Annotated in this window: 17 protein-coding genes and 4 tRNA genes; 7 read left to right on the top strand and 14 right to left on the bottom strand. The window is 59.4% G+C overall.

The window, feature by feature from the left end; all coding sequences use genetic code 11:
• Positions 1-10: 10 nt before the first annotated feature.
• The 3 genes from flgB to G7026_RS04605 form a co-directional block, all read right to left on the bottom strand.
• Positions 11-418 carry a flagellar basal body rod protein FlgB gene (flgB, locus tag G7026_RS04615; RefSeq protein ID WP_181069581.1) on the bottom strand — a complete coding sequence of 136 codons (408 nt, stop codon included), beginning with the start codon at positions 416-418 and terminating at the stop codon, positions 11-13.
• A gap of 212 nt (positions 419-630) precedes the next feature.
• Entirely contained in the window at positions 631-1,455 is an 825-nt protein-coding gene (gene cheR, locus G7026_RS04610; RefSeq protein WP_308811757.1) for a protein-glutamate O-methyltransferase CheR, read from the bottom strand.
• 38 nt (positions 1,456-1,493) lie between these two features.
• Positions 1,494-2,426 carry a chemotaxis protein CheV gene (locus tag G7026_RS04605; protein ID WP_181069580.1) on the bottom strand — a complete coding sequence of 311 codons (933 nt, stop codon included), beginning with the start codon at positions 2,424-2,426 and terminating at the stop codon, positions 1,494-1,496.
• Positions 2,427-2,503: 77 nt separating this feature from the next.
• Here G7026_RS04605 and flgA point away from each other — a divergent pair, with 77 nt between their 5' ends.
• From flgA to G7026_RS04585, 4 genes are all read left to right on the top strand, one after another.
• A complete protein-coding gene (flgA, locus tag G7026_RS04600; RefSeq protein WP_181069579.1) occupies positions 2,504-3,259 on the top strand; it encodes a flagellar basal body P-ring formation chaperone FlgA in 756 nt (251 codons plus the stop codon).
• A gap of 237 nt (positions 3,260-3,496) precedes the next feature.
• Entirely contained in the window at positions 3,497-3,820 is a 324-nt protein-coding gene (gene flgM / locus G7026_RS04595; RefSeq protein WP_181069578.1) for a flagellar biosynthesis anti-sigma factor FlgM, read from the top strand.
• A gap of 40 nt (positions 3,821-3,860) precedes the next feature.
• Entirely contained in the window at positions 3,861-4,328 is a 468-nt protein-coding gene (locus G7026_RS04590; RefSeq protein ID WP_181069577.1) for a flagella synthesis protein FlgN, read from the top strand.
• 67 nt (positions 4,329-4,395) lie between these two features.
• Positions 4,396-5,127: a flagellar brake protein gene (locus G7026_RS04585; RefSeq protein ID WP_181069576.1), complete on the top strand. Its 732-nt coding sequence runs from the start codon at positions 4,396-4,398 to the stop codon at positions 5,125-5,127.
• Between the two features lie 40 nt (positions 5,128-5,167).
• On the opposite strand, the gene G7026_RS04580 is transcribed toward G7026_RS04585, so the two are convergent.
• A tRNA-Arg gene (locus tag G7026_RS04580) sits at positions 5,168-5,244 on the bottom strand.
• A gap of 506 nt (positions 5,245-5,750) precedes the next feature.
• On the opposite strand from G7026_RS04580, the gene G7026_RS04575 reads away from it, so the two are divergent.
• Together G7026_RS04575 and G7026_RS04570 are read left to right on the top strand one after the other, a co-directional pair.
• Entirely contained in the window at positions 5,751-5,933 is a 183-nt protein-coding gene (locus tag G7026_RS04575) for a PA3371 family protein (protein WP_181069575.1), read from the top strand.
• Between the two features lie 259 nt (positions 5,934-6,192).
• Entirely contained in the window at positions 6,193-6,519 is a 327-nt protein-coding gene (locus tag G7026_RS04570; protein WP_181069574.1) for an Arc family DNA-binding protein, read from the top strand.
• A gap of 75 nt (positions 6,520-6,594) precedes the next feature.
• Here the strand turns inward: G7026_RS04570 and G7026_RS04565 are convergent, their stop codons facing one another.
• The 4 genes from G7026_RS04565 to mgtE form a co-directional block, all read right to left on the bottom strand.
• Positions 6,595-7,731 carry a sodium ion-translocating decarboxylase subunit beta gene (locus G7026_RS04565; RefSeq protein WP_181069573.1) on the bottom strand — a complete coding sequence of 379 codons (1,137 nt, stop codon included), beginning with the start codon at positions 7,729-7,731 and terminating at the stop codon, positions 6,595-6,597.
• A gap of 11 nt (positions 7,732-7,742) precedes the next feature.
• A complete protein-coding gene (gene oadA / locus G7026_RS04560) occupies positions 7,743-9,524 on the bottom strand; it encodes a sodium-extruding oxaloacetate decarboxylase subunit alpha (RefSeq protein WP_181069572.1) in 1,782 nt (593 codons plus the stop codon).
• Positions 9,525-9,545: 21 nt separating this feature from the next.
• Complete coding sequence (locus tag G7026_RS04555; RefSeq protein ID WP_181069571.1) at positions 9,546-9,791, bottom strand: OadG family protein; 246 nt, start codon at positions 9,789-9,791, stop codon at positions 9,546-9,548.
• A 144-nt stretch (positions 9,792-9,935) separates the two neighbouring features.
• Positions 9,936-11,378: a magnesium transporter gene (gene mgtE, locus G7026_RS04550; protein WP_181069570.1), complete on the bottom strand. Its 1,443-nt coding sequence runs from the start codon at positions 11,376-11,378 to the stop codon at positions 9,936-9,938.
• A gap of 345 nt (positions 11,379-11,723) precedes the next feature.
• Here mgtE and G7026_RS04545 point away from each other — a divergent pair, with 345 nt between their 5' ends.
• A complete protein-coding gene (locus G7026_RS04545) occupies positions 11,724-12,116 on the top strand; it encodes a DUF4124 domain-containing protein (RefSeq protein WP_181069569.1) in 393 nt (130 codons plus the stop codon).
• Between the two features lie 139 nt (positions 12,117-12,255).
• On the opposite strand, the gene G7026_RS04540 is transcribed toward G7026_RS04545, so the two are convergent.
• The 6 genes from G7026_RS04540 to alaS form a co-directional block, all read right to left on the bottom strand.
• Positions 12,256-12,332: transfer RNA gene (locus G7026_RS04540), tRNA-Arg, on the bottom strand.
• Positions 12,333-12,404: 72 nt separating this feature from the next.
• Positions 12,405-12,481: transfer RNA gene (locus G7026_RS04535), tRNA-Arg, on the bottom strand.
• A 54-nt stretch (positions 12,482-12,535) separates the two neighbouring features.
• Positions 12,536-12,626 (bottom strand) — tRNA-Ser (locus G7026_RS04530).
• 62 nt (positions 12,627-12,688) lie between these two features.
• On the bottom strand, positions 12,689-12,874 hold the full coding sequence (gene csrA, locus G7026_RS04525; RefSeq protein WP_003283978.1) for a carbon storage regulator CsrA: 186 nt from the start codon (positions 12,872-12,874) through the stop codon (positions 12,689-12,691).
• Between the two features lie 181 nt (positions 12,875-13,055).
• Positions 13,056-14,291, bottom strand: coding sequence for an aspartate kinase (locus G7026_RS04520; protein ID WP_181069568.1), 1,236 nt, complete (start codon positions 14,289-14,291; stop codon positions 13,056-13,058).
• A gap of 117 nt (positions 14,292-14,408) precedes the next feature.
• Positions 14,409-17,036, bottom strand: a complete 2,628-nt coding sequence (gene alaS / locus G7026_RS04515) for an alanine--tRNA ligase (RefSeq protein ID WP_181069567.1) — start codon at positions 17,034-17,036, stop codon at positions 14,409-14,411.
• Positions 17,037-17,202: the final 166 nt, after the last annotated feature.

Below are 17,202 nucleotides of genomic sequence, written 5' to 3'. Positions count from 1 at the left end.
GGGGTTCTCCTTATTCGCCGCGCAGGGCGCTCATCAGGCCGCGGAACTTGCCGTTGAGCAGCGTGAAGCTGGCCTGAAAGTCGATGGCATTCTGGGCATAGTTGGATTGCTCGATCTGCGGATCGACGGTGTTCTGGTCGAGCGAGGCATGCAGCGGGGTGCGAAAGCGCAGGGACGGATCGGCAATGTCCATCGCCTCGGCCGCAATATGTTTGGCGCTGGTACGAGTCGCGCTGAAGGAGCCGCTGCCGTTGCGATTGTTCTGCTCGGCGAGCACCGAGGCGAAATCCAGATCACGCGCCTTGTAATTTGGCGTGTCGGCATTGGCGATGTTATTAGCCAGCACCTCGGCACGCTGTGCGCGGAAGCCAAGTGCCTTCTCATGGATACCGAGTGCGCTATCGAAACTGATGCTCATGATCTGGACCGTCCTGTTGCGGGTCTGCGTAACCCACCTCAGCAAAGGCCGTGCCAATCATGTAACTCAATGATTTATAAGATAATTATATGTAATCGCTTAGAGGCAGCGCCAGAAACGGCAACGCTTTTCCGCTTTCGCGCCGCAAGCGGCAAGCGGCGGCGCCGGTTTTTTGCCGCTGCCACGCAGCGGACCGCGACCGGCACGCGGTGTCATTTGGCCTTGTAGATAATGCCTGGGCTGCATTGAACCATCTGATAGAGGTCGGGAAGCCCATTGAGCGCCTCGGAAGCGCCGAGAAACAGATAACCACCCGGCTTGAGGGTGGCATGGATCCGCTTGAGGATGTCCTTCTTCACATCGGCCGAAAAGTAGATCAGCACGTTGCGGCAGAACACGATGTCGAACTTTCCGAGCGCCGCATAGCTGTCCAGCAGGTTGAGCGGCCGGAACTCCACACGGTTCTTGATCGGCGCCTTCACGGCCCAGCGCCCGGTACCCTTGGAATCGAAGTAGCGCTGCAGGCGATCCGGGGAGAGTCCCCGGCCAATGGCCAGGCTGTCGTATTCGGCCGCCTTGCAGGCGGTAAGCATCGAACCGGACAAGTCCGTCGCCACGATCTGCGCGCCGCTCTTGAGCTGGCCGGGGCTGCTGCGCTCGAATTCGTCCAGCGTCATGGCGAGAGAATAAGGCTCTTGCCCCGACGAACAGGCCGCCGACCAGATACGCAGCCGCTGTGCCGGATAAGCCTTGATCATTTCCGGCAGAACACGACCCTTGAGCACTTCGAAGGGGTAGGTATCACGAAACCATAGCGTTTCATTGGTGGTCATCGCATCGACGACCTGTTCGCGCAAGCCGCTGCGCGGCTGCGTCTGGATACGACTGACCAATTCGCCCAAAGTATTGATTTTCTGCTGTTCCATCAGCTTGTTCAGTCGGCTGGATACCAGGTATTGCTTGTTGGCACCCAGCAGAATCCCACAGGTCTTTTCTAGAAATATACGGAACTGCTCGAAATCCAAATTACCCGACACTGATTGGCCCCGCCAAAGATGTTGAAAGAGGCTTTGCCTCAGTTTGCGTCCGCCTGCCTGATGAGTTCGACAACACGCGCAGCCAGATCGTCCGGTTGGAATTTGGCAAGGAAATCATCAGCCCCCACCTTTTTGACCATCGCCTGGTTGAACACGCCGGAAAGCGAAGTATGCAGGAGGACATGCATCTTATGCATGCGCGGGTCCTGTCGGATCTCCGCAGTTAGGGTGTAGCCGTCCATCTCCGGCATTTCAATATCGGAAATGATCATGAGAAATTCCTGCGCCGGCGACTTGCCTTCGTCGGCGAGTTTTTTGAGGTAAGTCAACGCCTCGCGGCCATCGTTGAGCGCCGTCACCTCCACCCCGATGTTTTGCAGGCAGCGCGAGACCTGCTTGCGGGCCACCGAAGAGTCATCGACGATCAGCACGCGGGTGGATACGGCCTTGACCCGGGTTTCGGCGTCGAGCACACCTTCGGATATTTCTTCCGACACAGGGGTAACCTCGGCGAGCACTTTCTCTACATCGATGATCTCGACCAACTGACCATCCACATGAGTGACGGCGGTCAGGTAATGATCGCGTCCCGTGCCCTTGGGCGGTGGCAGAATCTCCTCCCAGTTCATGTTGACGATGCGCTCGACGGAGCGAACCAAGAATCCCAGGACCTTGGTGTTGTACTCAGTGATGATCACGAAACTGTTAGGCAGGTCATCGAGTGGGTATTTGCCGATGGCGATCGACAGATCGAGAATCGGCAAGGTGCCGCCACGGATATTGGCAACGCCGCGCACCACCCGACTGGATTTCGGCATCACCGTCAGGCGCGGGCACTGCAGCACTTCCTTTACCTTGAACACGTTGATTCCGTAGAGCTGTTTGCCCTCGAGACGGAACAGCAACAGCTCGAGCCGGTTCTGCCCGACCAGTTGAGTACGCTGGTTAACCGAATCCAATACACCGGCCATGCCAGTATTCCTCTTGTTGAAATGACGAGGGCAACCATCAGCCTAGCAGGCGGCACGCGCCTTGCTTGGGTGGAGCCATGAACGATCGAACGACTTTTTTCCGACGCCTGAGCAACAAACTGCCGCACAAAGGACTGCTCATCGCAGCCCTCTGCTCGGCCACTCATGCATACCCGGTTGCCGCCAATACACTACCTGAGCATCTTATCGACGCGACCCGGCTGTTTCTTGAGGACGCGGTGACAGACTATTTGCAGCGCAGCGCGATCGTTGCGCGTCATGAGGTCGAAGTGAACAGACTCGACCCACGCTTGCGACTGGCGCTATGCCCAGAGCCCTTGGCAACCCGCCTGGAAAGCCCAGCTCAACCCGTGGGACGGGTCACGGTGAGGGTCAGTTGCCCAGGCGCCACGCCCTGGACCGTTTTTGTGCCAGCACGGGTAAAGCTTTATCGCGACGTCGTCGTAGTCACCCGTCCCCTCACCCGCCAAGGCGAAGTCACGCCAGCGGACGTCGCCCTGATCGAGCGGGACGTTGGGTTGTTGTCGCAGGGGTATCTCAGCTCACTCGACCAGGTGGTAGGCACCAAGGTCACCCGCAACGTACTGCCCGACCAGGTGCTGACGCCTCAACACCTCGAACTGGCCGAGGTGGTTCGCAAGGGCGATCAGGTAGTGATCAGCGCCAAGGCCTCCTCGATCAATGTGCGCATGCCGGGCGAAGCCCTGGCTGATGGTGCGCCGGGCCAGCAGATCAGAGTGAAGAATCAGAGCTCCGGGCGAGTAGTCCGGGCAAGGGTACTCGGCCCCGGCCAGGTGGAGGTCGCGATGTAACGTACGAGGCGGTTGAGTCGGATTGAAATCCAAAGAAAAAAAGCGCACCGTATGCGATCGTGTAACGGCCATCGAGCCGGCTTCAGATTCATCGATCTGCTAGTTGCGCCCACGATTGGAGCCCTCCAATCAACGCGCCCTACACTGAACAAAACGATAGCCGTCAAAAAAAGCTAAAGTTTTGCCTGGTAGCGCCGTAAACATGGCAAGCGTCCTGATTCCTTTGAGGTTTTGCACATGGTCATCGACTTCAACCGGCCGAACAACACAGCTACTCCGGCGAGTGCCGGGCGCAGCAGCGGCGTTCAGTCCAGCGAACGCCCTGGGCCAACCCAGGCAACCAGCACCGAGGCGGCCAAGCCGACCGCCAAAGCTGGAGAAAGCGTCCAGCTGAGCGATGAGGCTCAGAAAATGCAGCAGGTAAACGACAAATTGCGTGATCTGCCATCGGTAGACCAGGAGCGTGTTGCCAAGCTCAAGCAAGCAATCGCTGATGGAAGTTACCAAGTGGACAGCCAACGCGTAGCCTCGAAGCTGCTCACGTTCGAATCCCAGCGTTAACGGCGCGCCATAGAGCTGCGCGCCTGATATAGAGGTCGATATGCAGGATACCGCGCTGCTTGAACAACTCACCGGCGACATCGCAATGGCTCGCCAGCTGTGCGAACTCACCGATGAAGAATTTCGATTCCTCGGCGAGCGCGATCTCGTGGCGCTAGAAGGAATACTGGCTGGCAAGCAACCTCTGCTCGCCTTGCTAGGGCAACACGGCGCACAACGGAACAAGTTGCTTTCGTCCCAGAATCTGCCCAGCAGCCGTGCAGGGCTTGAAAGCCTGGTGTCGGCATCAGGACTGCGCGACGAAATCCTGGCGAAGTCCGACGAGCTCAGCCAGATCCTCGATGAGTGCCAACGCGCCAACTTGCGCAACGGCAGGCTGATTCGAGCCAACCAGACAGCGGTCAAAGGAATGCTTGGAATCCTCCGGGGTAACGAGGCGCCCGGCCTTTACGATAGCCGTGGCAGCGCTTCGAAGAGCGCTTATCAGCGTCCCCTAAGTCAGGCATAAACGTCAGGACATGCTGGCGATATGACATTATGCTTGCGCGTCGCGTTAGCGTCGGAGAGCCAGAAACGTGTCCAACCCCTTTGCCGATGAAAAAGGCCCACAGCCGCCGCGCGTGCTAAAGGCCCCAGTGGAGATCTGCGCCAATCTCAAGGTGCTCAAAGATAACCGCATTCCTTTGATCATGCGCTTCAAGGAGCGTAGTCAGTGCTTTCAAACGTTCCTTGTCGAGCTCAACCGAGAGAGCGGCTGGATCGCTCTGGATGAGCTGATCCCCAACGATGGCGAGCGCTTCATGACCAATGGCGAAGCGTTCGAGATCGAAGGCTATTACGAGGGGGCCCGAATAGCCTGGGAAAACGATCAACCCACACGGGTCGGCGAATTGACGGGGGCACGCTGCTTCTGGAGTCCTATCCCTCAGAAAGCGATCTATCACCAGCGACGCAACGCCTATCGAGCGATCCTGAAAGGGCAACCGGTGAGCGGCGTTTTGTCAGGAAAAAGCCTGAAAGGTAGCCTCCAGTGCCGAATCCTGGATATTTCAGCTACGGGTTGCCGCCTTTGCATAAAAGGCGATTACAGCTACCTACAGACCGGCGAGGTCTACGAGAGCCTGTCTGCACAGTTGCCGATCGGGAGAATGGAAACGGCGATCGAAGTGCGTCACGTGTACTTCGACGAAAAGCAGTCCATCACCCTGTGCGGCGTACGCTTCCATCGCATGAGCGGGCTGCTTCAACGGCAGGTTGAGCGACTGGTCAATCAGCTGCAACGTGAAGCTCGACAGGACGACTTCTAGCCCTACAACGAAAAGCCCGCTGATGCGGGCTTTTTCGAACTGGTGTCCCAGAGAGGGGTCGAACCTCCAACCTTCCCCTTAGGAGGGGGATGCTCTATCCAATTGAGCTACTGGGACATGACGCGGCGGGCATGTTAACGGCCCCGCCTTTTTTTGTCAGCCCTCCCCCTCGCCTTCCCGAAGACATCGGTCTTGTCCCTTATTGCAAAATGCATGACCCCAATCAGGCGGTCATGCAAACCGCAATACTCTCAGCGCGTGCATTACACATAACATATTGATAAATAAGGAATTTCTAAAGAAGTAGATCTGGCATGCAGCCTGCAATACTCCCTGTATTGCAACTTTGAGCGACGGAGACGCCCATGCTGAGTTCACCGTATATTTTCGGAGCAGTTTTTCTAACGGCCGCAGCCGTCTTCCATGCGCCAACGCCAGACCAGCTCCCCAAGGGTGTGCAGGGAACCTCTCACCAGATAGTAGAGCGGGCCGTTCAGAAGTCCCGCGCCCAGATACTGACAACAAGTGAAGCCGAGATATCCCGGCCGGCCCAAACCCAGCGCTGGGTCTTCTAACCGCATCCCACTGCTATCAGCACCAAGCATTCGAAAAGGAGACTTCAAATGTCACGACTCGGTTTCAGCTTTCTCGTTCTCACGATCGCCTGCGCCGCTCTAACGCTTGTCGGCCCCGAGCAGGCAGCGTGGTCTGGCTTCGTCAAATTCGGGCTCGGGCTGTTCGGAATCCTTTCCTTCGTCTCGATGGTTCTAGGACGTCGTATCAAGTTCGACCCAGTCCTGCGCTGAGATTCAGCCAGGACGAGTCAGGAGGCGTTATCGCATAGTTCTTTCGCGCCCTTGAATGCCAATCGGTTCACAGGCAAATGCGGGTAATAGCAAAAAGCCTTTACTCTCGCAGTATTTGACGCACAATTGACGCCAGCGGATTGTTTTGCGCTGTGCGTTATTTGCGTGGCCGCACGGAACGGCGAGTGCAAATGATTGTCAGACACGTGACAAATGCAGCACTAAGCCAGCATCGCCCCTTCTGACTAACCGGTTAAGTATGCGCCCTATGAAACAGGCAGTTTATTCCAGCCGTACGGCTGACAAGTTTGTGGTCCGGCTACCTGACGGCATGCGCGAACGTATTGCGGAAGTCGCGCGCAACCATCATCGCAGCATGAACTCTGAAATTATTGCTCGCCTGGAGCAGACACTTTTCCAGGAAGGCGTACTGGACGACGAGCTGAGCTTGCGCCTGGATAGCCCGGAGTTGTCGCTGCATGAGCGAGAGCTACTGCAGCGTTTCCGTCAGCTTACCCGCCGACAGCAAAACGCATTGGTTGCCCTGATCGCGCACGACGCAGAGATGGCTTCTGCAGAAAGCTGAGCATCGGTTAGATAAAAAAGCCGGCTTCGTAGCCGGCTTTTTTGCGCAGCGCCATCAGGCGCCACCGCTATCCCTTTAGCTCACAAAGCTCAATAGCACCCCCGCCGCCACCGCAGAGCCAAGCACGCCCGCCACATTGGGCCCCATGGCATGCATCAGCAGGAAGTTGTGAGGATTGGCCTCCAGCCCTACCTTGTTCGACACGCGCGCCGCCATGGGCACGGCCGACACGCCAGCCGAACCGATCAAAGGATTGATCTTATTGGTGCTGAACAGATTCATCACCTTTGCCATCAATACCCCAGCCGCCGTACCGCCACAGAAGGCCACCATCCCGAGCAGCAGAATCCCTAGCGTCTTCAATTGCAGAAAGGCCTCGGCAGATAACTTAGAGCCGACCGTCAAGCCAAGTCCTATGGTGACGATGTTGATCAGCGCATTGCGCGACGTATCGGCCAGGCGCTCGACGACACCGCATTCGCGCAACAAATTGCCGAACGCGAACATGCCGACCAGAGGCGCGGCATCCGGCAGCAGCAAGCCCACGAGCAGGCACAACACCAGAGGAAACACGATCTTTTCCGCCTGACTGACTGGTCGAAGCTGCTGCATGACGATCGCCCGCTCGGCCTTGGTGGTCAGCGCACGCATGATAGGCGGCTGAATGAGCGGTACCAGTGCCATATAGGAATAGGCCGCCACGGCAATCGGCCCGAGCAGGTCGGGCGCCAGCTTTGAGGTCACGAAGATCGAGGTCGGGCCATCCGCCCCGCCAATGATCGCAACCGACGCCGCTTCACGAAGCGTGAACTCCATTCCCGGTATTCCGGCAGCGGTCAGCGCCAACGCACCGAGCAGCGTCGCGAAAATACCGAACTGAGCGGCCGCCCCGAGTAACAGCGTCTTGGGATTGGCGAGCATGGGACCGAAATCGGTCATCGCCCCTACACCCATGAAGATCAGTAGCGGAAATACGCTGGTGGGTAGTCCCACCTCATAGAACAGATGAAGGATTCCACCGCCCTCCCCCATGTTCGCCAGAGGTATGTTGGCCAAAAGGCCACCGAAGCCGATCGGGATCAGCAACAGAGGCTCGAACCCTTTACGAATGGCGAGATAGATGAGCGCCAGGCACACGGCGATCATCAGCGCCTGACCGGGCTCCAGATGATAAAGGCCGGTGCTGTGCCAAAGCTTGAGCAGCTTTTCCATGAAGTTGCCCCTTAACCGATGGTCAGCAGGCTATCGCCAACCGCCACCGAATCGCCCACCTTGACGTTCACGCTGCCGATCGTACCGCCCCGGGTCGCGCGAATTTCGGTTTCCATCTTCATCGCTTCGAGGATGATGATGACATCGCCTTCGTTCACCGCTTGGCCTGGCTGCACCAGCACCTTGAAGATATTGCCTGCCAAAGGCGCCGACTGAGGCTCGCCACCAACCGGAAGCGGCGCAGCTGCCAATGATTCATTCCCGCTGGGCGGAGCCGACAGCGACTTGATGCCTTCTATCTCGCCGCCTTCGCTGACCTGAACCACGAACGACTTGCCGCTGACCTCGACGGTATACACCTCCGGCTTGCCAGGTTCGCGCGCTAAAGGCTCCTTGCCGGTCGGCGCGGGCTCGAAGACCGTCGGATCACCGCGATTTTCCAGGAACTTCAGGCCGATCTGTGGAAAGAGTGCATACGTCAGGACATCGTCGACCTCGTCTTCGGCCAGGGAGAAGCCCTTCTCCTTGGCCAGCCCCCTAAGCTCTGCCGTAAGCCTGTCCATTTCCGGCTCGAGCAGATCGGCCGGACGGCAAACGATAGCCTGCGCGCCATCGAGCACGCGCGCCTGCAGCTCGGCATTGAAAGGCGCCGGGGCACTGCCGTATTCGCCCTTGAGGATGCCGGCGGTTTCCTTGGTGATCGACTTGTACCGCTCACCGGTGAGGATGTTGATCACCGACTGGGTGCCCACAATCTGAGAAGTTGGCGTGACCAGTGGGATGAAACCCAAGTCTTCTCGAACGCGAGGAATTTCGGCCAGCACCTGGTCGAACTTGTCGAGGGCACCTTGCTCCTTGAGCTGGCTTTCCATGTTCGTCAGCATGCCGCCAGGCACTTGTGCGACCAGAATCCTTGAATCGACGCCCCTGAGGTTGCCCTCGAATTTCGCGTACTTCTTGCGCACCTCTCTGAAGTACGCGGCGATCTCTTCGAGCAGAGCCAGATCAAGGCCGGTATCTCGGTCGGTCCCTTGAAAGATCGCCACCACCGATTCGGTCGGTGAATGACCGTAGGTCATCGACAGCGACGAGATGGCGCTGTCGATGTTGTCGATCCCAGCCTCGGCGGCCTTCAGGATCGCTGCGGTAGACAGCCCTGCGGTGGCATGGCATTGCATGTGGATCGGGATAGACAGGCTTGCCTTCAGCTGCGAGACAAGGTCGAAAGCGGTATACGGCGTCAGGATTCCCGCCATGTCCTTGATCGCGATCGAGTCCGCGCCCATGTCCTCGATCTGCTTGGCCAGGTCTATCCACATCTGCAGGGTATGCACCGGGCTGGTGGTGTAGGAAATAGTCCCCTGGGCATGCTTGCCCTGGGCACGTACCGCCTCGAGCGCCGTCTTCAGGTTGCGCGGATCATTCATCGCGTCGAAAACGCGAAACACATCGACACCGTTGACCGCCGCGCGCTCGACGAAACGCTCCACCACGTCGTCGGCATAGTGGCGATAACCCAAAAGGTTCTGGCCCCGCAGCAACATCTGCTGCCTCGTATTGGGCATCGCCTTCTTCAGTTCCCGGATACGCTCCCACGGATCTTCGCCCAGATAGCGAATGCAGGCGTCGAAGGTCGCACCGCCCCAGGATTCTACCGACCAGAAGCCGACCTGATCGAGTTTGGGCGCGATCGGCAGCATATCCTCGAGGCGAACCCGGGTCGCAAGAATGGACTGATGGGCGTCGCGCAACACCACATCGGTGATACCGAGCGGTCGTTTAGCAGAGATCATGCGGGAAACTCCCTTCCTGAATCAGCCGCGGCGGGCTCGGTGTTGTTGAATGGCGCCCCGGATAGCGGCGAGCGTATCGGCGTCGATGTCGGCAGCAGACCCCGGCCCCGCAGCGACAGGCTGGGCGGCCGGCGCAGTGGCGAAGTGAGCAATGACGTAAGACATGACGCGAATCGAGGCGATCAGCACGAGCAGAAAGACGAAGACGAATCCCATGCCGAACAGCATGAGCTCGACGCCCTCGAGCAACAGTTGACTGGAGGTCATGGGAGTTCCTTCCAAGTGCGACTCGAGGCCGCTTCTTTTATTCGAGCGAAGGACTCAGAGAGGCTGAGCCATGAGCGAAGCTGACGAACATTAGCCCGAAGGCCTGAGCGAGGCAAACCCGATTGCCGGATCCGCCCGCCCCATTCATAGCAAAAATAGCGTGGCAAGCCCGAGGAAGATGAAAAAACCGCCGCTATCGGTCATGGCGGTGATCATCACGCTGGCGCCCATCGCAGGATCGCGACCGAGACGCGCCAGGGTCATGGGAATCAGCACCCCCATCAGCGCCGCCAGCAGCAAGTTCAAGGTCATTGCCGCGGTCATCACCACTCCCAGTGACCATGAGCCATAAAGCGCCTGGGCCACGGCGCCGATCACCCCGCCCCAGACTAGGCCGTTGACCAGCGAAACGCCCAGTTCCTTGCGCAGCAAGCGGGCGGTATTACCGATGCTGACCTGCCCCAGCGCCATCGCCCGGACGATCATGGTGATGGTCTGATTGCCGGAGTTTCCGCCAATGCCCGCGACGATCGGCATCAGCGCGGCCAAGGCGACCAGCTTCTCGATCGACCCTTCGAACAGGCCGATCACCCGCGAGGCAAGGAAGGCCGTGACCAAGTTGATCGCCAGCCATGCCCAGCGGTTGCGGACCGACTTCCAGACCGAGGCGAAGATATCCTCTTCCTCACGAAGACCCGCCATGCTCAGGACTTCGCTCTCGCTTTCTTCGCGGATGAGGTCGACCATCTCGTCGATGGTCAGACGGCCTATCAGCTTGCCGTTCTTGTCTACTACCGGAGAGGACACGAGGTCGTAGCGCTCGAATGCCTGGGCGGCATCGTAGGCGTCTTCATCGGGATGAAAGGCCACCGGATCGTTGGCCATGACCTCGGCCACCTGCTTCTCCGGATCGTTGACCAGCAGCCGCTTGATGGGCAGAACGCCCTTGAGCACGCCGTCATAGTCGACCACGAACAGCTTGTCGGTGTGACCCGGAAGCTCCTTGAGGCGCCGCAAGTAACGCAATACCACTTCGAGGCTGACGTCTTCGCGGATGGTGACCATCTCGAAGTCCATCAACGCACCGATCTGGTCCTCTTCGTAGGACAACGCCGAACGAACCCGCTCGCGCTGCTGCGCATCGAGCGTTTCCATCAGCTCGTGGACCACGTCGCGCGGAAGCTCGGGCGCCAAGTCGGCGAGCTCGTCGGCGTCCATTTCCTTGGCCGCAGCGAGCAACTCCTGATCATCCATGTCGGCGATCAGGGTCTCGCGGACCGCATCGGAAACTTCGAGAAGGATGTCGCCGTCGCGCTCGGAGCGCACCAGGTGCCAGATCGTCAGACGATCTTCAGGCGGTAGAGCCTCAAGGATGTGGGCGACATCTGCCGGGTGCAACTCGTCGAGCTTGCGCTGCAGTTCGACGAGGTTCTGACGGTGCACCAAGCCCTCGACCAGGTCTTGGTTGTGTCCTTCCTGGCGATGGGCCAGGTCTTCGACGAGCTTCTGGCGATGCAGCAGTTCGACCACCTGCGCCAGGCGGTCCTGAAGGCTTTCCTGTGGCTTTTTGGCTTCTACTTCGTTCATGACGCACTCCACCCCGGCCGAGGAGTACGCCAGGGATCAATCAGTCGAGATCAGATAAGGCAAACAAAAAGGTTGAGCGACTACTGGGTAAGTCCATGGTGGTATTCCACAAGCCCGACGGGCAGACGGGCGCAATAATAACATCGCAGCCACCTGCAGGGGCCTAAAAAACGGCTAAATACAGGAGCTTGCATGAGGAATGTGCAGCGACAGGGCAAGATCGTCACGCATCCCTCCTGCGCGCAGCGCGATGCCAACCACATATCGACGCCGCCGGAGCGACATGGGGCACGGCACCCTTTAAGTTTTTTGCTAGGCTAAACGAGACGTCAAGGAGGACGCGAGATGACAACAGTGCATTATCCAGCTCTGATTCTGACCCTTATATTGGCCAGCCCGACCGCAACGGCCGCTAACGTCTATCGCTGCGTGGACCATGAGGGTCGAGTCACCTTTACCCGCCACGGCTGCGCACAAGACCAGCAGAGCGACACCCAGCGGGCATTCAACGCCACGCCAGGCAGCGGTAAACCCGTACCCATGGCCAAGCCCTCCTCAACTACCCGCCCAACCAGGAAGGGAACCGATGCTCTATTGGTAGTGGGCGAGACCGACGATGGCTGTGGCAATCAATTAACGAGCCAGGAGCGACGTATTGCCGTTCTGCGCAAGCAGGCCAAAGCAGGCATGACCTTGGCCGATATCGAAAGCGCACTAGGGAAGCCAACGAAGACCTAGACTAGCAACGGCCTGACGCGTTACAGCTACAACGACGGCAAGGGAAAGACTCGCTCGGTGAGCTTTGACGAAAACGGCTGCGTACGAACAAAACGCTAGGCAAAGAAAAAGGGCCTGCATCGCTGCAGGCCCTTTCGAATGGCGCACTCAGGAGGATTCGAACCTCCGACCGCCCGGTTCGTAGCCGGGTACTCTATCCAGCTGAGCTATGAGTGCGTTGGCGCTTGTTAGACCAGTTCACCCCTGGTTAAAACAAATGGCTTGCATCACTGCAAGCCATTCGAGATATGGCGCACTCAGGAGGATTCGAACCTCCGACCGCCCGGTTCGTAGCCGGGTACTCTATCCAGCTGAGCTATGAGTGCGTCGAGCGTGCGCATTATAGGGAGAAGAAAACAGCGGTCAACCCTTTAATGCAATGGCGGAGAGGGGGGGATTCGAACCCCCGACACCCTTTTGAGATGTACTCCCTTAGCAGGGGAGCGCCTTCGGCCACTCGGCCACCTCTCCGCAACACGGGGCGCATGATACTCATCTTTACCCCGCTTGCAAAGACAAAATTTATTTAAAAATTAGTGGCTTGGTTCCTGGTCCTTCTCCTTCTGGATCCGTTGGTAAATCTCCTCGCGATGCACTGCCACCTCCTTGGGCGCGTTGACACCAATACGCACCTGGTTACCCTTCACCCCTAGTACAGTGACAGTGACGTCGTCACCCACCATCAGGGTCTCTCCGACCCGGCGAGTCAGAATCAGCATTCCTTTCTCCTTAACGGATTCAGTACAGAAAACAGTCTGCAAATAAAATCGGACACGGTTCGTGAAAACCCAAGCCCTAAGGCCATTCACCAGCTATTGACCAGCTTGGTGGAGCCTAAAGTTCCTTCCGTACTGCTCATTTCGACAGAAGGCGCGAGCCAGACCGCCTCTGGCGGCCTGGTTAATCCCCCTTGCCGGCGGGAGCATCCAGCTCGAACGCCGTATGCAGCGCACGTACTGCCAGTTCCAGATACTTCTCTTCGATCACCACGGAGACCTTGATCTCTGAAGTGGAAATCATCTGGATATTGATGTTTTCCTTGGCCAGCGCTTCGAACATGCGGCTTGCCACGCCGGCGTGAGAGCGCATGCCTACTCCTACGATGGACACCTTGGCGATGTTGGTATCGCCGATCACTTCGCGCGCGCCCATTTCGTTGGCGATGCCCTGCAGCACGCTCAGCGCGTTGTTGTAGTCGTTGCGGTGAACCGTGAAGGTGAAATCGGTGGTGTTATCGTGCGCCACGTTCTGCACGATCATGTCGACTTCGACATTGGCCGCGCTGACAGGACCCAGAATCTTGAAAGCAACGCCGGGCGTATCCGGCACACCACGGATGGTCAGCTTGGCCTCGTCGCGATTGAAGGCGATGCCGGAAATGATTGGCTGTTCCATGGATTCCTCTTCATCAAGTGTAATGAGGGTACCCGGACCCTCCTGGAAGCTGTGCAATACACGTAGCGGGACGCTGTACTTGCCGGCGAACTCAACGGCACGGATCTGCAGGACCTTGGAGCCGAGACTGGCCATTTCCAGCATTTCTTCGAAGGTGATCTTGTCCAGGCGCTGAGCCTTGGCCACCACCCGTGGGTCGGTCGTGTAGACGCCGTCGACATCGGTGTAGATCTGGCACTCGTCGGCCTTCAGGGCAGCCGCCAGGGCAACGCCCGTGGTATCGGAACCGCCGCGGCCCAGGGTGGTGATATTGCCCTGCTCGTCGACGCCCTGGAAACCAGCCACCACCACCACGCGACCGGCCTTCAGGTCACCCTGGATCTTCTGCGAGTCGATCTGCAGGATGCGCGCCTTGGTAAATGCGCTGTCGGTCAGGATGCGCACCTGGTTGCCGGTGTAGGACACGGCAGGCACGCCGCGCTTGATCAGGGCCATCGCCAACAACGCGATGGTCACCTGCTCGCCAGTGGAAACCATCATATCCAGCTCGCGCGCTACCGGCTGCTCGCTGATCTGCTTGGCCAGATCGATCAGGCGGTTGGTCTCACCACTCATCGCCGAGACCACGACGACGATGTCATCGCCTTTCTCGCGGAATTTCTTGACCTTCTCGGCTACCTGCTCGATACGCTCGACCGAGCCGACCGAGGTGCCACCAAACTTCTGTACGATCAAAGCCATTTCAAAATCGCCCAAGCCCGTCGCGGGCCCCGTTAGTCATTCATCCCAAAGCCACGGCGCCTGAGCTGCCGTGGCGGGCCGATTCGCTGGCCGTCAGGACTGGCCAGCGGCGGCCAGTTAAAGACTTTGCTCGACGTAGGCCGTCGCCAGCGCCAGCGCCGCGTCCAGCTTGGCAGGCTCGGTACCACCACCTTGCGCCATGTCCGGACGACCACCGCCTTTTCCGCCGACCGCCGCAGCAGCCTGCTTCATCAGCTCGCCGGCTTTCAGTTGGCCGGCGAGATCGGCCGTCACGCCGGCGACCAGCACGACCTTGCCGTCGAGTTCGGAGCCGAGCAGGATCAACGCCCGCCCAAGCTTGTTCTTCAACTGATCGACCAGCGCCAGCAGCGCCTTGCCGTCCTGGCCGTCGAGTCGTGCCGCAAGCACCTTGATGCCCTTGATCTCGACCGCCGATCCGGCCAGATCGTCGCCCGCCGCGCTGGCGGCCTTGGCCTTGAGCTGCTCAAGCTCCTTCTCCAGCTGCCGGTTGCGCTCGAGCACGCCGGACAGCTTGTCGAGCAGCGTGTCGCGGCTGCCCTTGACCAGCTGAGCGGCTTCCTTGAGCTGCTCCTCCGCACTATTGAGATACGCCAGGGCCGCAGCGCCGGTAACCGCTTCGATACGCCGTACGCCGGCGGCAACGCCGCCTTCGCTGGTGATCTTGAACAGGCCGATGTCGCCGGTGCGCGAAACGTGGGTTCCGCCGCAGAGCTCGACGGAGAAACCGCCGCCCATGGTCAGCACACGCACCTGGTCGCCATACTTCTCGCCGAATAGCGCCATCGCGCCCTTGGCCTTGGCGGTGTCGATGTCGGTCTCATCGATTTCCACCGCGGTGTTGCGGCGGATCTCTTCGTTGACCCTGTCCTCAAGCGCACGAATCTGCGAGGGAGTGATCGCCTCGAAGTGGCTGAAGTCGAAGCGCAGGCGCTGGCTGTCGACCAGCGAGCCCTTCTGAGCCACGTGGTCGCCCAGGATCTCGCGCAGCGCGGCATGCAGCAGGTGGGTCGCCGAATGGTTCAACGCGGTGGCCTGGCGGACCGAATGATCGACGATCGCCTCGACCGTGCCGCCGACTTCCAGACGACCACTGTCGAGCACACCGTGATGCAGGAAGGCGCCGCCCGCCTTGCTGGTGTCGCGCACGTCGAAGCGCAGGCCTTCTTCGGTGCTGAAGAAGCCACAATCGCCGATCTGACCGCCTGATTCGGCATAGAACGGAGTCTGGTCGAGTACCACGACGCCCTCATCGCCCGCGCTGAGTGCTGGCACCGCCATGCCTTCCTTGAACAGCGCCAGCACCTTGCCGGTGCCGCGGGTGCCTTCGTAGCCGAGGAACCGGGTCTCGCCTTCCACCTTCACCAGGCTGTTGTAGTCCATGCCGAAGGCGCTGGCGGCGCGAGCACGCTCGCGCTGGGCCTCCATCTCTCGCTCGAAGCCCTCCTCGTCCAGCGTCAGTTCTCGCTCGCGGGCGATGTCGCCGGTGAGGTCCATCGGAAAGCCGTAGGTGTCGTACAGCTTGAAGATCACCGCACCGGGGATCACCGTACCGCTGAGTTCAGCCAGGTCCTGCTCGAGAATCTTGAGCCCCTGCTCCAGAGTCTTGGCGAACTGTTCTTCCTCGGTCTTGAGCACACGCTCGATGTGCGCCTGCTGCTGCCTGAGCTCGGGGAAGGCATCGCCCATCTCGGCGACCAGCGCCGCCACGATCTTGTGGAAGAAGCTGCCCTTGGCGCCGAGCTTGTTGCCGTGACGGCAGGCACGGCGAATGATGCGCCGCAGCACATAGCCGCGACCTTCGTTGGAAGGCAGCACGCCGTCGGCAATCAGAAAGCTGCAAGAGCGAATGTGGTCGGCCACGACCTTGAGCGAAGGCGCGCCGTCGTTGGCGCAGCCGATGGCTTCGGCCGAAGCGGCCAGCAGGCTCTGGAACAGGTCGATTTCATAGTTGGCGTGAACGTGCTGCAGCACGGCGCTGATGCGCTCCAGGCCCATGCCGGTGTCGACGCTCGGCGCCGGCAGCGGATGCATCACACCATCAGCGGTGCGGTTGAACTGCATGAAGACGTTGTTCCAGATCTCGATGTAACGGTCGCCGTCCTCTTCCGGACTGCCGGGTGGGCCGCCCCAGATTTCCGGGCCGTGGTCGAAGAAGATCTCGGTGCAGGGGCCACACGGGCCGGTATCGCCCATCGCCCAGAAATTGTCCGAGGCATAGGGCGCGCCCTTGTTGTCGCCGATGCGCACCATGCGCTCGGCAGGGACGCCGACTTCCTTGGTCCACAGGTCGTAGGCCTCATCGTCGCTGGCATAGACCGTGACCCAGAGCTTTTCCTTCGGCAAGCCAAGCCACTTTTCCGAGGTCAGAAATTCCCAGGCGTAATGAATGGCGTCGCGCTTGAAGTAATCGCCGAAGCTGAAGTTGCCCAGCATTTCGAAGAAGGTGTGATGGCGGGCGGTATAGCCGACGTTTTCCAGGTCGTTGTGCTTGCCACCGGCGCGTACACACTTCTGGCTGCTGACAGCGCGGGTGTAGGCGCGCTTCTCGAGCCCGAGGAAGCAGTCCTTGAACTGGTTCATCCCTGCGTTGGTGAACAGCAGCGTCGGGTCGTTCGCCGGAATCAGCGAGCTGGAGGCGACGCGGGTATGTCCCTTCTCTTCGAAGAAGCGGAGGAAGGCTTCACGGATTTCTGCGCTTTTCATAGGTTCTTCCAGAAGACTGCGGCCGGGCGGCTGCAAAACGACACGGCAAAGGCCAGGCAGCCCCGGACCGTTTCGCAACTATCCAAAGGGACAGCCGGCAAAAGCCCGCATTATATCGGCGTTGCGCGCCTGGTATAGGGGATATGTGATATTGAGCCCAGCTATT

The sequence above is a fragment of the Stutzerimonas azotifigens genome, assembly GCF_013522725.1.
In the GTDB taxonomy this organism is placed as follows: Bacteria; Pseudomonadota; Gammaproteobacteria; order Pseudomonadales; family Pseudomonadaceae; genus Stutzerimonas; species Stutzerimonas azotifigens_A.
This window is presented reverse-complemented; position numbering and strand designations above follow the sequence as displayed.

Excerpts from the sequence above, each read along its gene's own strand:
- flgB (WP_181069581.1), bottom strand. The coding sequence starts at position 418 with ATGAGCATCAGTTTCGATAGCGCACTCGGTATCCATGAGAAGGCACTT.
- G7026_RS04605 (WP_181069580.1), bottom strand. The coding sequence starts at position 2,426 with ATGGCCGGTGTATTGGATTCGGTTAACCAGCGTACTCAACTGGTCGGG.
- flgA (WP_181069579.1), top strand. The coding sequence starts at position 2,504 with ATGAACGATCGAACGACTTTTTTCCGACGCCTGAGCAACAAACTGCCG.
- flgM (WP_181069578.1), top strand. The coding sequence starts at position 3,497 with ATGGTCATCGACTTCAACCGGCCGAACAACACAGCTACTCCGGCGAGT.
- G7026_RS04590 (WP_181069577.1), top strand. The coding sequence starts at position 3,861 with ATGCAGGATACCGCGCTGCTTGAACAACTCACCGGCGACATCGCAATG.
- G7026_RS04575 (WP_181069575.1), top strand. The coding sequence starts at position 5,751 with ATGTCACGACTCGGTTTCAGCTTTCTCGTTCTCACGATCGCCTGCGCC.
- G7026_RS04570 (WP_181069574.1), top strand. The coding sequence starts at position 6,193 with ATGCGCCCTATGAAACAGGCAGTTTATTCCAGCCGTACGGCTGACAAG.
- G7026_RS04565 (WP_181069573.1), bottom strand. The coding sequence starts at position 7,731 with ATGGAAAAGCTGCTCAAGCTTTGGCACAGCACCGGCCTTTATCATCTG.
- oadA (WP_181069572.1), bottom strand. The coding sequence starts at position 9,524 with ATGATCTCTGCTAAACGACCGCTCGGTATCACCGATGTGGTGTTGCGC.
- G7026_RS04555 (WP_181069571.1), bottom strand. The coding sequence starts at position 9,791 with ATGACCTCCAGTCAACTGTTGCTCGAGGGCGTCGAGCTCATGCTGTTC.
- mgtE (WP_181069570.1), bottom strand. The coding sequence starts at position 11,378 with ATGAACGAAGTAGAAGCCAAAAAGCCACAGGAAAGCCTTCAGGACCGC.
- G7026_RS04545 (WP_181069569.1), top strand. The coding sequence starts at position 11,724 with ATGACAACAGTGCATTATCCAGCTCTGATTCTGACCCTTATATTGGCC.
- csrA (WP_003283978.1), bottom strand. The coding sequence starts at position 12,874 with ATGCTGATTCTGACTCGCCGGGTCGGAGAGACCCTGATGGTGGGTGAC.
- G7026_RS04520 (WP_181069568.1), bottom strand. The coding sequence starts at position 14,291 with ATGGCTTTGATCGTACAGAAGTTTGGTGGCACCTCGGTCGGCTCGGTC.
- alaS (WP_181069567.1), bottom strand. The coding sequence starts at position 17,036 with ATGAAAAGCGCAGAAATCCGTGAAGCCTTCCTCCGCTTCTTCGAAGAG.